Source organism: Arsukibacterium sp. MJ3, from assembly GCF_000987765.1.
Classification (GTDB): Bacteria; Pseudomonadota; Gammaproteobacteria; order Enterobacterales; family Alteromonadaceae; genus Alishewanella.
In genome coordinates this window covers 24,789-39,814 of sequence record NZ_LAHP01000012.1, presented here as the reverse complement: position 1 = coordinate 39,814, position 15,026 = coordinate 24,789, and the positions used below count along the sequence as shown (strand labels likewise).

At 47.6% G+C, this 15,026-nt stretch carries 13 protein-coding genes; 2 read left to right on the top strand and 11 right to left on the bottom strand.

The features are described 5' to 3' along the window. Positions 1-11: 11 nt before the first annotated feature. From VT06_RS10310 to VT06_RS10290, 5 genes are all read right to left on the bottom strand, one after another. The gene (locus VT06_RS10310) at positions 12-656 is read right to left on the bottom strand and encodes an outer membrane beta-barrel domain-containing protein (protein WP_052750225.1); all 645 of its coding nucleotides are present in this window, start codon (positions 654-656) and stop codon (positions 12-14) included. Next, entirely contained in the window at positions 626-1,339 is a 714-nt protein-coding gene (locus VT06_RS10305; protein ID WP_046554225.1) for an SH3 domain-containing protein, read from the bottom strand. Before VT06_RS10305 ends, VT06_RS10310 begins: the two co-directional genes overlap by 31 nt. Continuing rightward, positions 1,340-3,946, bottom strand: coding sequence for a PD40 domain-containing protein (locus tag VT06_RS10300; protein WP_046554224.1), 2,607 nt, complete (start codon positions 3,944-3,946; stop codon positions 1,340-1,342). 309 nt (positions 3,947-4,255) lie between these two features. After that, positions 4,256-5,299 carry a recombinase RecA gene (gene recA / locus VT06_RS10295; RefSeq protein WP_046554223.1) on the bottom strand — a complete coding sequence of 348 codons (1,044 nt, stop codon included), beginning with the start codon at positions 5,297-5,299 and terminating at the stop codon, positions 4,256-4,258. Between the two features lie 52 nt (positions 5,300-5,351). Continuing rightward, positions 5,352-5,852, bottom strand: coding sequence for a CinA family protein (locus tag VT06_RS10290; RefSeq protein ID WP_046554222.1), 501 nt, complete (start codon positions 5,850-5,852; stop codon positions 5,352-5,354). Positions 5,853-5,884: 32 nt separating this feature from the next. Between VT06_RS10290 and mutS the strand changes: the two genes are divergently transcribed. Next, positions 5,885-8,473 (top strand): DNA mismatch repair protein MutS, encoded by a 2,589-nt coding sequence (mutS, locus tag VT06_RS10285; RefSeq protein ID WP_046554221.1) that lies wholly within the window; start codon positions 5,885-5,887, stop codon positions 8,471-8,473. Then, entirely contained in the window at positions 8,473-9,636 is a 1,164-nt protein-coding gene (locus VT06_RS10280) for a benzoate/H(+) symporter BenE family transporter (protein WP_046554220.1), read from the top strand. Before mutS ends, VT06_RS10280 begins: the two co-directional genes overlap by 1 nt. Positions 9,637-9,891: 255 nt before the next feature. Here VT06_RS10280 and VT06_RS10275 read toward each other — a convergent pair whose 3' ends face one another. The 6 genes from VT06_RS10275 to VT06_RS10250 all read right to left on the bottom strand — a co-directional run bounded on the left by VT06_RS10275 (position 9,892) and on the right by VT06_RS10250 (position 14,975). Continuing rightward, entirely contained in the window at positions 9,892-10,206 is a 315-nt protein-coding gene (locus VT06_RS10275; RefSeq protein WP_046554219.1) for a helix-turn-helix domain-containing protein, read from the bottom strand. A gap of 1 nt (position 10,207) precedes the next feature. Beyond that, entirely contained in the window at positions 10,208-10,693 is a 486-nt protein-coding gene (locus tag VT06_RS10270; RefSeq protein WP_046554218.1) for a hypothetical protein, read from the bottom strand. A gap of 207 nt (positions 10,694-10,900) precedes the next feature. Continuing rightward, positions 10,901-11,086 (bottom strand): hypothetical protein, encoded by a 186-nt coding sequence (locus tag VT06_RS10265; protein WP_082122496.1) that lies wholly within the window; start codon positions 11,084-11,086, stop codon positions 10,901-10,903. A 170-nt stretch (positions 11,087-11,256) separates the two neighbouring features. After that, the gene (locus VT06_RS10260) at positions 11,257-11,535 is read right to left on the bottom strand and encodes a type II toxin-antitoxin system mRNA interferase toxin, RelE/StbE family (RefSeq protein ID WP_046554217.1); all 279 of its coding nucleotides are present in this window, start codon (positions 11,533-11,535) and stop codon (positions 11,257-11,259) included. Continuing rightward, positions 11,532-11,816 (bottom strand): damage-inducible protein J, encoded by a 285-nt coding sequence (locus VT06_RS10255; protein ID WP_046554216.1) that lies wholly within the window; start codon positions 11,814-11,816, stop codon positions 11,532-11,534. Before VT06_RS10255 ends, VT06_RS10260 begins: the two co-directional genes overlap by 4 nt. Before the next feature lie 486 nt (positions 11,817-12,302). Beyond that, the gene (locus VT06_RS10250; RefSeq protein WP_046554215.1) at positions 12,303-14,975 is read right to left on the bottom strand and encodes a M14 family zinc carboxypeptidase; all 2,673 of its coding nucleotides are present in this window, start codon (positions 14,973-14,975) and stop codon (positions 12,303-12,305) included. Positions 14,976-15,026 lie beyond the last annotated feature (51 nt).

Sequence of the window (15,026 nt, the reverse complement as noted above, 5' to 3'; positions counted from 1 at the left end):
TTTCCCATCAGTTAAAAATAAACAGCAACACCCAATGCCACATTAAGGTTATGAGTGGTTTTACTTTCCGCTAAAATAGTGGTTTCAAATACATAATCATTAACCACCAAATCAAGTGCCAACCAGTCGGTAAGGTATAACCGTAACTGACTACCAACTTTAACCGCGAATACTTTGTCACCGGCAAAATCGACATTACCCGCCCCTGCAAACAGTGACCAACCGGTATTAATGGCGTAATCGCGGCCAAGATAAACTTGGCCTGGCAGCATGACATAGCCAAGCTCTGCTCCGTAATAGCGCCATTCGCGCTCGCTGTCGGTTAGCAGGGGCGCTACGCCACTTAACCGCTCATATGACGTAAGGCCGGCTTTCGCCTGGGCATACTCAGCACTAACATAGAAATCTTCGTTTATATGGTAACTTAACTGCAGCGCTACCAAAGCGCTGCTGCCAAAATCTTCTATGGCAATAGCACCACCACGCAAGGCAATCACAACATTTTCAGTATCTAATTGCGCAGGCGTTACGGCCGATTGCGCTATTTCAGGTTCAATCCGGGCAGCATCGCCAACAGTTTGTTGTTGAGCAAAGGCTTGCGAACTCAGTAGCATTAAGCTACTGACTAAAATGCGACGCGAAATCCAATTAACCATGTAGTTGTCTCTTCATTAATATCCCGATCGGTAGCCACCAATGCCCGCCGATAACGAACATCGGCTTGCACCCGCTCGGTTAACGGATAATGTAAACCAATTTCTACTGTAGCCAGCGGGCTGCGCCGCTCTTCTGTTTGCACTAATACCGTGCGGGGCCGGGTCAGCAATACACCGCCCCCGACAGCAAAATAAGGTGAAATGCGCCAGTGCGGCCAAGGGCTTAACCCTAATTGCAGCAATAACTGCTGACTGCTGGCTTGCAAACCACTGCCCTGACCGACACTGAGCTCCAATGCCACAACATCAGAAAATAAGTAACTGGCGCTCAGCTGATAATAACTGCTCCCGGCAAAATCGCCGGCAGCCAAACCAAGCTGCCATTGCCTTGAGCCTTGCTGTGCCTGCCATAAACTGGCTATACTCTTTTCACTCCCCGGTGGATGCAAAAAGGCCAGTTCACTATCATCCAGCCATAATTCTTGCTGCCGGTACAACACCTTTATCCAACCAGTTCGTTGTTTTAATAGTTGCAAGCTGTCGTTCTTCAGCGCTACTTGCACCACCGGATAACCACGGCCAGGCCCGGTGCGTAAATCAACAAAATCTTTTTGTACTACCACTTGCTCCGCTAACGCAGGCCAAGCCAATAATGCAAGCAACATAACAAGCAGTAGCCGCATTTAGTCTGGCTCCACAGCAAACGGTGAATTGTAATACTGGCCACCCATATCCAACCAGTGGCTAAGCAAGCGCAACTCGGCCGCCGTTAAATACCCCTGGTGACTACCACCCTGGCTAAACAATTCAAAAAACACCTGGCTGGCTCGCGCATTGCCTGCCCGCAGGCTGGCACGGACAGTAACGGCAACCATTACCGGGATGGGCTGACCATTTTCATCTAAAATCAACTCGCCTGCACCGTCGCGTAAAAACACCGGGTTGCCATTAGCATCTACCGCCTGCACCAGCCGATCAACCAATACGCCAGCTACCAGCTGTTGTTCATTGTCATTGCTTAGCAGTTCGCGGTAGCTGGTTAGGTGTTCAGCTTGAATATCTGAAGCCTGAGCCGTTAATTCCAGCTGCGACGCGGGCACTTGCGCATTGGCCGCCGCATCGGTCCGGCTATGACAGCTAACACAGGTATTATCGCGAATAAGTTCATTGGTTAATGGGTCAAACTGCCGACGGTCTAGCTGCCACAGCGGCTGAACATGCGTTGGATAATCAATTCGCAGCCGACACGCCGCCTGCCAGCGTTCAAAACAATCGAGACCAACCGGTGCCTCGCTTGTCAGATCAGTAAACTGGTTCAACTCTGCGGGGTCGGGCTGACGCAGCGCAGGATCAGTCCATATATCCTGATAATCTAATGCGGCACTCAGTGTTGGCTCACCCAGCAGCCTTGCCAGTGTTTGCGCCATGGTCTCGCCCGCATTGGGTGGCAATAAGGGGTTAGCATTGGTAAAAGAGCTGATGGCCGAACTTGGCCCTGGATTTATTGATGGCCATTCGCCGCTTTTCCGGCCATGGGCACGGGTGTTATTACTGGCATGGCAACCATTACAACTTAAGGTTTCGCCTGGGGCCAGGGTAATCCATTGTTGATGCTGGGCTGAGATTGCCTGGCCTTCACTATTTAATAAGCTAATAGCTAATGGCACGTTAGCTGGCACTTTTACCCGTACCGAACCATCTGGTTGCACTGGGGTAATCCCCACTAATTCGCGCATTAACTGCCGGCGATTAACACCAAAGGCAAAATTGGGCACTTCCCGTACTTCTTCTGGTGGAATGGGTACGCCGCGAATAAGGCTTAAATAACGCACGGGGCGATCGGTAGCAGTTGTTTGCATAGGATCCGCTAACTGCGCTAAAGGTAATAGCGCTTCACCACCTATGTCGTAAACGCTGCGAATATCTAAGATCGCTTCGCCGTTTTCAGCTAATTCAAGGTTCGCGTCAGGGTTAGCTTCAATAAAAGCCGGCCGTGGATAATTCTGCAGTACTACCGCTTCGCTTAATAGCAGCTCGTTATCGCCCAGTTTTACCGGTACCTGAGTTTGTTTAGCTAAATCAAATAACCACAAACCAAATCGTGGGCTGGCCAGCGGGTAAGCGCTGGCATCACTTATCTCGTTACATCCGGTAATTACAGCAGCCACTTCTACCCGGCAAGGTGACCAACTTACCAAAAACCGCTCTGAGCCATCCTGTAACGCAAAGACATTTTGTACTAACCCTGCGGGCTCAGGCCGCGCAGAGTTATCAAAATTCCACGGTAGTAACGCCGTTTGTGCCGGTAAATTCAGCACCTGTTGATAAAGCGGCTGTGTATTGTCACTGGCCAGCGCCAATTCAACTTGCACCGGCATGGTATTTAGCCCAGTTTGCTGACGGTTCAGCAGCAGCGTAGCAACTTGGCCATTTGCCAGCACCAGCGGTTTGGCAAATTCTACCACGCTGTTGGCCGGACCGGTTTGGTGGGAATGCCAACCATAAACCAACTGGTTTTCAGAGCCATCTGGGCGCATTTGATACCAATTAAACATATTCCGGTCGCTCTGGTTATCCCAGCGGCTATACAAAATATGGCCATCAGGTAGTACAACCGGATAAATATCATGACTAAGATTAAAACTAATTTGGGTAAGGCCTGTGCCGTCGGCGTTCATCACATGCAAATTAAAGGCCGGCCCTTGCAAGTCTTCATGCAGGCCACTGTATTGTGGTTTAAATTCATCTAATAAAATTTGCCGGGCTTTTTGCTGGCGGCTTGAACTGAACACAATACGGCCATCTGCTAAGAAGCCAGGATTAATATCATGGCCTTGTTCAGCAATCAGCGGGTCAGCAATTAGTGGGGAAACAGCATCGCTAGTGCGACTAAAGCGCCAGAGGCTCCAACTAGGCTGCAGCTCGTCATCAACATCGTCTAGTGCTGGCGGGCGTAAGGCAAAAAGCAATGTGTCACCATCTGGCGATACCACTAAGTCTTTCACATCATAGTCGTTGTTTGGAAATAGTTCTGCCAGTAAGTCGCGTTCAGCTGATTGAGCAAACGCATTTTGCTTTAATATCAAGCTGGCACCAGGGTTAAATTGCTCTGGTGCAGTAAGGCTGGCTTGATAGGGATTACCGTCCTGGTCTAATAATGGCCTGCTTACGTAAGCAAGTGGATACTCTTGGGCAACCGGGTCTGTTGTTTCATCTTGTACACTAATATCAGCTTTACAACCGACTAAAAGATAGACGCCAGCCAGTAGCAACAAAGTATATTTATTCATTTTTGAAGTACCAGCCACCTACCGCGATGACAACATTGTTAATAAAAAAGTGGTTTAGCAAAAACAGACTTAATAGGTTAACGTTGCTGTTACTTCAGGGCAAGACAATATTTTTGGCTTTATTGCAGTCGTGTTATGCCATTAGCCTTAGCAAAAACAGTAGTTCGTGATGAAATAGAAGGTTTTGCTGTTTGCTCAATGTGTTAACGTTAAAGCAGCCTGTAAATTACCGGCTATAAACCGTTAATGAGCCTCTATTTAAAAACAAAAAACCAGCTACTATGCTGGCTTTTATCTAGTACAAAGGTATTACAAGTCAGCTTCAAATTCAGCCGGTATAGCCTCTTCAATTACTTTCTCACCCGGTTTGAGCAACAGGCGGCTACGTAGTTCTTTCTCAATTTCATCTGCAATGGCAGGGTTATCAGTTAAAAACTTCATGGCGTTAGCTTTACCCTGACCAATCTTATTGCCCTGATAAGCATACCAGGCACCTGATTTGTCAACTAATCCTTGGGCGACACCTAAATCAATTAACTCACCATTTTTGTTAATACCGGCGCCATACTGAATAATGAATTCAGCTTGCTTAAAGGGCGGAGCCACTTTATTTTTCACCACTTTAACTCGGGTTTCGTTACCAGTGATTTCATCACCGTCTTTAACCGAGCCGATACGCCGAATGTCTAAACGCACTGAGGCATAGAATTTTAAGGCATTACCACCGGTGGTGGTCTCAGGGTTACCAAACATAACACCAATTTTCATACGTATTTGGTTAATGAAGATACATAGGGTGTTAGAGCGCTTAATATTACCGGTAAGCTTACGCAGCGCCTGCGACATTAAACGGGCCTGCAAGCCCATATGGCTGTCACCCATATCGCCTTCAATTTCCGCTTTTGGGGTTAATGCCGCCACCGAGTCGATAACCACCACGTCTACCGCAGCAGAGCGTACCAGCATGTCGCAAATTTCCAGCGCCTGCTCACCGGTATCGGGTTGCGACACCAGCAAATCTTCTACCTTAACGCCCAGCTTTTTCGCATAGACTGGGTCTAATGCATGCTCAGCATCTATAAACGCACAGGTTTTACCGGCTTTTTGCGCTTCAGCAATGACTTGTAATGTTAAAGTGGTTTTACCCGATGACTCAGGACCATAAATTTCCACAATGCGACCGTAAGGCAACCCCCCTATGCCCAGGGCAATATCTAACCCTAACGAACCGGTTGAAACCGAAGCAATGTCTAGCGATGTGCTGTCACCAAGGCGCATGATAGAGCCTTTGCCAAACTGACGCTCGATTTGAGTAAGGGCTGCGTCCAGCGCTTTTTGTTTATTGTTGTCCATTGTTCACTCCAAAAGTTCGGTTTGCACAAACACTGTATGCTCGTACAGTAGTCTAGTTTGACAAAGCTGTCAATAATAAGATGCTCTGTTGCAGAGCGTGATCGATGGCTTGCTGGCGTACTTGTTGCCGATCTCCGCTAAAGTGTTGCTGCTGACTGCTAAGTAAGCCATTTAGCCAAAAACCAAACCAAACGGTGCCAACAGGCTTGTCCACTGAGCCACCACCAGGCCCGGCTACACCCGACACCGCTATTGCCAATTTAGCTTTTGCAGCCAGTGCGGCGCCCTGAGCCATTTCTTTTACCGTTTCGTCGCTTACCGCACCAAATTGTAATAAAGTGGCACTGCGCACCCCTAACAACTGCTGTTTGGCTTTATTGCTGTATGTAACAAAGCTGCGATCCAGATAAGCAGAGCTGCCGGCAATAGCCGTAAGGTAATAGGCAATGCCACCACCCGTGCAGGATTCAGCAGTGGTGACGAACCATTTTTTCCGTAATAATAATGCACCCAGCTCTGCTGCTAATTGCTGAGTATCAGTTGCACGTAGCATAACCAATCCAACAGGGAAATCAGAGTTACATTATGCCGTCAGACAATAAACCAGAGCAAGCCCTTAACAGCCATACCCCGATGATGCAGCAATATTTGGCACTGAAAAGTGACCACCCGGCTATTTTGCTGTTTTACCGAATGGGTGATTTTTATGAACTGTTTTTCGATGATGCTAAAAAAGCCGCTGCCCTGCTGGATATCTCGCTGACGAAGCGTGGCCAAAGTGCCGGCCTGCCAATACCGATGGCTGGCGTTCCCTATCATGCAGTGGAAGGGTATCTGGCGCGGCTGGTACAATTGGGTGAGTCGGTGGCTATTTGCGAGCAAATTGGCGATCCAGCCACTAGCAAAGGGCCGGTTGAACGTAAAGTAGTGCGCATTGTCACGCCGGGTACCGTTACCGACGAAGCCTTACTTAATGAACGTCAGGATAATTTACTCTGTGCTATTAGTGAGTTACGCGGTCAGTTTGGCCTGGCACAACTGGATTTAAGCAGCGGTCGTTTTTTAATTAATCAGGTCGCCAACAGTGCAGATTTAGCCGCGTTACTGCAACGCCTTAATCCGGCTGAGTTATTATACCCGGAATTATTTAGCCAACCTGAACTGTTTGGCCAACGCAAAGGGCTGCGGCGCCGGCCAGAATGGGAATTTGAGCTGACAACTGCCAAGCGATTGTTATGTAAGCAGTTTGCTACAAAAGATTTAATTAGTTTTGGGGTGGACGAGGCACCCGTGGCATTGATGGCCGCCGGCTGCCTGATGCAATATGTAAACGATACCCAGCTTGCCAGCCTGCCACATATCCGGGCCATAGCGCTGGAGCGGGCTGAAGATTATATCGTGCTCGATGCCGCTACCCGGCGTAATCTTGAACTTACCCAAAACCTTAGTGGTGGCTACGACAACACCCTGGCATCAGTACTTGACCGCAACCAAACCGCGATGGGCTCGCGGCTGTTAAAGCGCTGGATCCATGCCCCACTTCGCAACCCGCAACAGGTTAATGCCCGGCTTGATACCGTAAACGAGTTAACGGATGATGTTGAAACCTTACAGCCCGCTCTAAAAAATATTGGTGATATTGAACGGGTTATTGCCAGGTTAGCACTGCGCAGTGCCCGCCCCCGTGATTTCGCCAGATTGCGCCAGGCGCTGGCGCAGTTGCCGGCACTGCAACAAGACTTAAGTTATGCGACTACTTCACTGCTACAACAGATTAGCCACAACAGCCAACCGATGCCTGAACTGCAGCAATTGTTAACTGCGGCTATTGTCGAGGCACCACCGGTATTAATTCGTGATGGTGGGGTAATTGCCGACGGTTATCACAATGAGCTTGATCAGTGGCGGGCACTGGCGACTGGCGCCACTGATTATTTGCAGCAACTAGAACTGCGTGAGCGCGAACGCACCGGTATTGCCTCACTTAAAGTCGGCTTTAACCGGGTGCACGGCTATTATATTGAAACCGGCCGCAGCGCCGACACCAAAGTGCCTGCAGAATATGTGCGTCGCCAAACGCTGAAAAATAACGAACGTTATATTATTCCTGAACTAAAAGAATATGAAGATAAAGTGCTGGGCAGTCAAAGCCAGGCGCTGGCTATTGAGAAACAGTTATACGAGCAACTGTTTGACCTGGTTAGTCCGTATTTAGCGCCATTACAGCAGCTGGCCAATGCCCTGGCCGAACTTGATGTGCTCTGTACTTTTGCCGAGCGTGCCAGCAGCCTGAATTACTGCCGGCCAACCTTATCAAGCCAGCCGGGCATTCAGTTACAGCAAGGCCGTCACCCGGTGGTTGAGCAGGTAATGACAGACCCCTTTATTGCTAACCCACTACATTTACATGCCAAGCGGCGAATGCTGATGGTAACCGGACCGAATATGGGCGGTAAATCGACTTACATGCGCCAAACCGCGTTAATTACCTTAATGGCCTACATTGGTTGCTTTGTACCGGCAAAAAGCGCTGAACTAGGGCCAATAGACCGCATTTTTACCCGTATTGGTGCATCAGATGATCTGGCCTCAGGCCGCTCAACATTTATGGTTGAAATGAGCGAAACTGCCACTATATTGCACCACGCTACCGAGCACAGCCTGGTGTTAATGGACGAAATTGGCCGCGGCACCAGCACCTTTGATGGCTTAAGCCTGGCCTGGGCCTGCGCCGATTATTTGGCCACCCGGATTAATGCCCTGACCCTATTTGCAACCCACTATTTTGAACTAACCGAGCTGGCCAACACGCTCGAAGGCGTGGTAAATGTCCATTTGGACGCCATCGAGCATGATGACAATATTGTTTTTATGCATCATGTGCACGATGGCGCGGCCAGTAAAAGCTTTGGCTTACAGGTGGCGCAACTGGCCGGCGTGCCTAAAGCGGTAATTACTATGGCCAAGGTAAAGCTGCGTCAACTTGAACAGCAAGGCCAGGCTAACGCGGCGGTCACATTACCAATGCGCGAGCATCAAGGCCAGCAGCTATCGTTGTTAGCGGTTGAACACCCGCTGGTAGCACAGCTGGCTGCGCTTAACCCGGACGAATTCAGTGCCCGTCAGGCGCTGGAATTGCTGTACCAACTTAGTCGGGACGCAAAGGAAAGCTAATGCTGTTAAAAGATCTCAGTTTATCGGCCGTAGTGGCCGGGTTTGTTGCAGTATTGATAGGCTTTGCCAGCTCAGTGGCGATTGTGTTTCAGGCAGCCAGCGCCGCCGGCGCCAGCAACGAGATAATGGCGTCTTGGTTACTGGCGCTTGGTATTGGCATGGCCGCCACCTGTATTGGGTTATCGTGGTACTACAAGGCACCGGTTATTACCGCCTGGTCTACGCCTGGCGCGGCCTTGTTGGCCAGTAGTTTACAAGGGCTGTCTATTGAACAGGCGACCGGCGTTTTTATATTTACCGCCCTGCTCGGGCTAATAATTGGTGTCACCGGCTGGTTTGAAAAACTGACCACACTTATTCCATTGCCACTGGCCAGCGCTATGCTCGCCGGAATTTTACTGCAGTTTGGTTTTGCTATTTTTAGTTCAATGCAAAGCCAATGGTTATTAGTGGGCATTATGTGCCTGGTGTATCTCACTGCTAAAGTTTACTGGCCTCGCTATGCCATTTTACTGGTTCTATTAAGCGGCATTATCACGGTGATAGTAGGCGGCAGCCTGGATTTATCGAACGTAAGCCTAAGCCTGGCGCAGCCGGTATGGGTAACGCCAGAATTTTCAATCAGTGCTTTAATTGGCGTCGGTTTACCGCTATTGCTGGTTACCATGGCATCGCAGAATATCCCGGGGGTAGCAGTACTGCGGGCCAGCGGCTATCAAACACCCATTTCGCCGCTTATCAGCAGCACGGCGCTAAGTACCTTGCTGCTGGCACCATGGGGCGCATTTTCAATTAACCTGGCCGCTATTACCGCCGCCATTTGTACCGGCAGCGAAGCGCATCCAAACCCTAAAAAACGCTATATTGCCGGCATTGCCGCCGGGGTATTTTATTTATTAGCAGGTTTAGCCGGCGCTACCGTAGTGGCACTTTTTGCCGCTTTTCCTCAGGAAATGGTAGCAGCACTGGCAGGTTTAGCGTTAATCAGTACCATTGCCGCTAATCTGGCTACCACTACCAGTGATCCAAAGTATCGGGACGCTGCAGTCATTACCTTACTGGTTACTGCCTCTGGTGCCAGTTTCTTTGGCCTGGCCTCAGCCTTTTGGGGCTTAATCGCCGGCAGCCTGACTGTGTTAATTCAGCGGGCTCGCAGCACATAATAACAGGGCGCAAAGTTGCGCCCCCTAACACCCTCGGTTAACTAACGCAGTGGGCTGGCATGCGCCGCCCCACGAAATATCGCATTAATGTACAATAAGTAAAAAAAGGTCGGATATAATTTAAGACGCTATAGATTAATTATAAGTATTTCAGTGCCTTGCAAAGACATGGCGATTATTAGCTTTATTAGCTCTGACGCCTTATTTGCGTATTCCCATCCTTTTTATATTCCCATCCTTTCTATGCCTGTAAGCTTATTTAATAAAAAACATAATCAAGGCGCCAACCATGGCACCAAAAACTGCAACTAAGAATACTTGCTTACTTTGACCGCTCTCCTTTTCTCCTCCACCGGCAAGATCTTCTTCAAGCGCTTCAGCCACAATGATATTGCTTTGTGCTGTTTCAAAAACTGACGATAGACCAAGTACTGTATCTTGGGAGGCATTGCCGTAACGCTCTACTCGTTGCACCGTTCGTAAACTAATAGCACAGGCATCGGCTAAATGTTGTTGTGTCCAACCTTTGGCCGTACGTAACTCTTTTATTTTTTTAGCGTTAACGTCCATATTATTCACCAAACAACATAAAGAAGACTTTTGCCAATAAAAAGCCAAAAAGCCCTCCAGCTAAGTAACAATATGGAATGTACCACCAAATTTTATCTTTACTCAGTTGGCGACTTTTATTTAAGGCTTTTTTTAAGGTTTTTACATGGACATCATTCTTGACCAAGGTACAGTGAGTTTCACTGGTAAACATATTAACGACATGTAATTCAACTTCATAAAAGTCTGCGCCAATAGAAAAATGATGAATTGATTTACGTCTAAACGACCATTTGCCAGAGACTAATACATCATCAACATAAAGCCGCTCTTTACCATTAACCGCTGAGCAATTTAAGTAAATAATATGGTCACCTTCAATAAAGCTATAGTTGAAACCTTTGCGAAAACTTACCGTTCCTTCCAAATCTTGTTTAATCGTTGCCGTATTCGCTTGTGTGTTTTTTTCTGTGCTTTTGTTGGCAGTGTTTTCTGCATTATTTTCCATCATGTTCCCTAAGTGAGTCTTATTGGTATGAGGCCAGTAAAACTTTTTTCGGTAATATAGTCTGCGTCAATCGGGTGACAGTACCCCTAAATGTCATACGACAACATCAGTGTCACATAAGCTAAAGCATTGAAAATATTAAACAACACAAAATAAAAGAGGGAAAAATAATTGTTGCCCTCTTTTATATTAAATCAACCTAGTTAACTATACATCTAATAAATTTTTAATTTGTTGGGTGATTTCATCAATTCTATTAATATCTATCAGAGCAATAAAGACAGTGTCGTCGCCAGCTAGGGTGCCTAAGATTCCTGCCGGTTCACCCAGGCTGTCTAGCATTTTGGAAATCAGTGGCGCACCACCAATACCAGTTTTCAAAATTATTTGCATATTATTAGAAAAAGGAGGAAAAGGGGTCGGAGCTAATTTAAGACGCTTTAGATTAATATTATGTATTTCAGTGTCTTACAAAGGTATAGCGATTATTAGCTCCGACCCCTTATTTAGTTCAAGCCGAACTGGCTTCGCCAGTCGGCGAAACTCAGGCGTTAGTTGCCTTTCTACTCTTGCGGAAACTTCTGCTTTTGGTGTAACACTCGCATAATTCGAATAGTTTCACCATCAACCCAATAAGAGATAATCATAGTTATTTCAGGAATAATTAATACTCGGCCTCGAAAAATATCTCTCTTAAAATCCATTAGCGGGTGCTCAAGTAAATGTTCAACTTTACTCTCTATAATTTGATCTGTTTTTTCAGCAGCATCAGGATTAAAATCGAATAAAAATTTAAATATCTTTTCACGGTCATTTAATGATTCTTCTTCCCAAAAAATCATATTTTATCTCTATTACGGACCTTATTCTTTCTAGCGTCCATCAGTGATTTAGCTTCATCATGTTCAATAAAATTCGCTTTACCACTATCAAATTTATCAAATGCCGCATTTATTTGCTCTGTTAACCATAAATCATGCGTCATAGATTTCCGTTGTTCTTCTGCTAAGCCTACGGTAAGTTCTCTGCATGCGTCACTTAATGTACGCCCTTGGCTCTCAGCCATTAACTGCGCTAAGCGTTTAGTTTCTTCATCAACTCTAAATTGAATGCGAGCGTCCATAATATGTTACCTTTAATTTGGCTGTACACACAAATGTTAGCACTGGTGTTGTTCGCAGACAACTAACAAGTCACCCAAAAGGACAAATAACAGTTGGTTTTTGGAAAAAGGTCGGAGATAATTTAAGACGCTATAGATTAATCCTAAGTATTTCAGTGCTTTGCAAAGGCATAGCGATTATTAGCTCCGACCTTGGCGAATCCCCACAAAATGTATATAAAAAAACAATAGTATAATAAAGAAATAATTGAACACTCATTATCAAAATATTTAACCCAAATCACTCCAACTGGACTTCACCGCTTTTACTAGACAGTCTGGGAAATACAGTCATTACCTTACTGGTTACTGCCTCTGGCGCCAGTTTCTTTGGCCTGGCCTCAGCCTTTTGAGGCTTAATCGCCAGCAGCCTGACTGTGGTAATCTAGCGGGCTCGTAGCACATAATAACGGGGCGCAGAGTTGCGCCCCTAACACCCTCGGTTAACTAACGCAGTGGGCTGGCATGCGCCGCCCCACGAAATATCGCATTAATGTACAATAAGTGCATGCCATCAACATAAGCCCGAAAGTTAGGCTCTTGGGTAAAACTAATGACCTGGCCCCGACCTACTGCCTGCACCATCACCAGCGGCTTATGGGCAATTTGCTGGCGGTTTTCATCCCAGACAAAGCCACCGGCCACCAATTGCTCCGCTGGGGCAAAGCTCACCACATTACGGCCATTAGCAATGGTGAGTGGTTGATACACCTGGTTACCAACATATAAACTGTTTACTGTTGCGGGTATACCTGCCGTTAACCAGTGCTGCTGATCAACATTAGCGCGGGCAATAAAGCCTGGTACCCAGTCCGGATCGGCTTTTTCCGGCAGCAGCCACTGCTGATATTCCTCTGCTGTGTTAATTACACTGCCCGCAACCTTGATTTCTTTCTCTGATTTTTTCTCTTCTCCTTCCCGAACTTTATACTCGCGCTTACTGCTCAGCAGCGGCGAATCACCGGCCAAGAGCACGTCGGTAGCATTGCCCAGCGCAATTAGCACGCCGCCCCGCTCCACAAAACTGCGAAGATTCGCGATACCGCTGCTACCCAACGCGTGCTGATAATTCCCCCGACTAGTGGCTGGCACAATAAGCACCTGATAATGGCTTAAATCGGCCGCTAACAGTTGCGCTGGCCGGATCGCCGTAACAGGATAATTTAAATATCGTTCTACTATAAAACGAGCACTGCCGGCACTAAGCGGATTACTCGGTTCATCCCACAGCATGGCAATATTAGGCTTGTGCAGGGTTTTGACATTAAAAGAGCCAAAATTCGGGCCATCCGTTACCCAGCTGCTGTCTACGCCATTTACTGTCGCGCCGCTTATTGCAGCCAGTTGCTGCACCTGCTCGGCCAGTTGCGGGCTATTATCGGCTTTAGACAAGATTAAGCTTCCTGCCGGATAACGTTGGCCATTTTGATGGGTAAAGGGCAAATCACTACTTTTTACTGTTAAGCCCTGTTGCAGTGCCGCACTAACAAATCGCGCGGCCGCCATATCCCCCCATGGCACAATAAAACCAAAGCGAGCTTGTGGCTCAGTTACCGTGCCCGGTAAAATGCGTACTGTGCTCACCAACGACGTCGCCACATCAACTGCCCGGTTACACCTTACTACCGGTAAATTAAACATTAGAGGCAACGACCAGGCCGTAACATCGTAAATTTGATCTGGCAGATTATTAGCACGGCGTTGCTCTTGCTTACTAATAAACGCCTCATCCATGGGTACCGTATCATCTAGCAGGGTTCGAATTAAATTATAGGTTGGCTGTGCGGTATTAATAACATAACTGCCAATCTGATAATTTTCACCACAGGCTTTAAAAGCTGCCGTGGCTTTACCAACGGTAATACCATGCTCTGTTAAAATGGCACTAAGTTTGGTATGTCCAGCCAGATCTTGCTTCGCCGGAAAAATAAAACTACGCACCTCGCCTTTGCTACCCTGGGTAATCGCATCAGCGCGGTACTGATAAAAATTACGCAGTAGCTCTGGCGCGCGCTGACTGGCCGTTTCAATAGTAGCCATAAAAGCGACAAAGTTACGCTGCACGCCATCGGCAAAGGTTAATATGTCGCCGTCGGCTTTGCGATATTGATGGCCCCGGGCTGAGGCCATTTCATACGTCATAGCAATGCTGCCCTGATATAATGGCCAGCTGGCGCCGTAGCCAGGATAAAAGGCATCAAAAATTTCTCGGGTAAAGTAATCATAGCCAAAGCGGTCAAACCAACGGGCATTATTTTCACCCAGCCACTGTAAGCTCTGCCGTTGGTTAGCCTGAATATGCGGATTGTAGGGTTCAGCTTCAGGGCTAAAGTAATAGCCCATATCCCCACCCATTTCATGAGAATCAACAAAAACCAGCGGGTAAGCCTGCTGCAACGCTTGCACCCTGCCGCGTGTTTCCGGCTGGGTCAACGATATCCAATCACGGTTCATATCAAACAAATAGTGGTTAGTACGGCCATTGGGCCAGGGTTCATTATGCTCAGCAGATAACCGGTCGGCGGAATGGCTCAAGCCCACCGTGGCGTAATAACGGCTAACAAAGCGGTGATGACCATCCGGGTTTTGCAGCGGATCAATATACACCAAGGTATTACTAAGCAGCTTTGTTGTCTGTGGGCTTTGATCAGCCAGTAAATGATAGGCCAGTGCCATTGACGATTCAGCCGGGCTAATCTCATTGCCGTGCAAGCTGTTCGCAATCCAGACACTCGCGGGCAAATTAGCAATTAACTGCTCAGCCTGGCGCGCATTTATGGTTTGCGGGTTAGCCAGCTGGCCCATTTGCTGCGTTATCGTAGCAAGCTGGCTAAGGTTTTGCTCGCTACTGATCACCACATAAAATAATGGTCTGCCTTGCCAGCTTTCGGCGTAGGGTACCAGTTTAATCCGGCTAGGGTGCGCTGTTGCCAGCTGTTCAAAATACTGCTTAATCGCAGCCGGTTCAGAAATTTTACTGCCAAGCGGATAACCCAATACTTGCTCAACCGAGGCGACTGCCTGGCTATAGTCACTTTCAGGGAAAACCGGCACCGCCTGGCTTGCCACTGAACATAGTCCTAACATTGCAGCCAGGCCAGTTATTTTTAATACAGACATCAAAACCCTAATATATAATTGCGTGGTAAGGGCTTTACGCTAAGCTGCTAG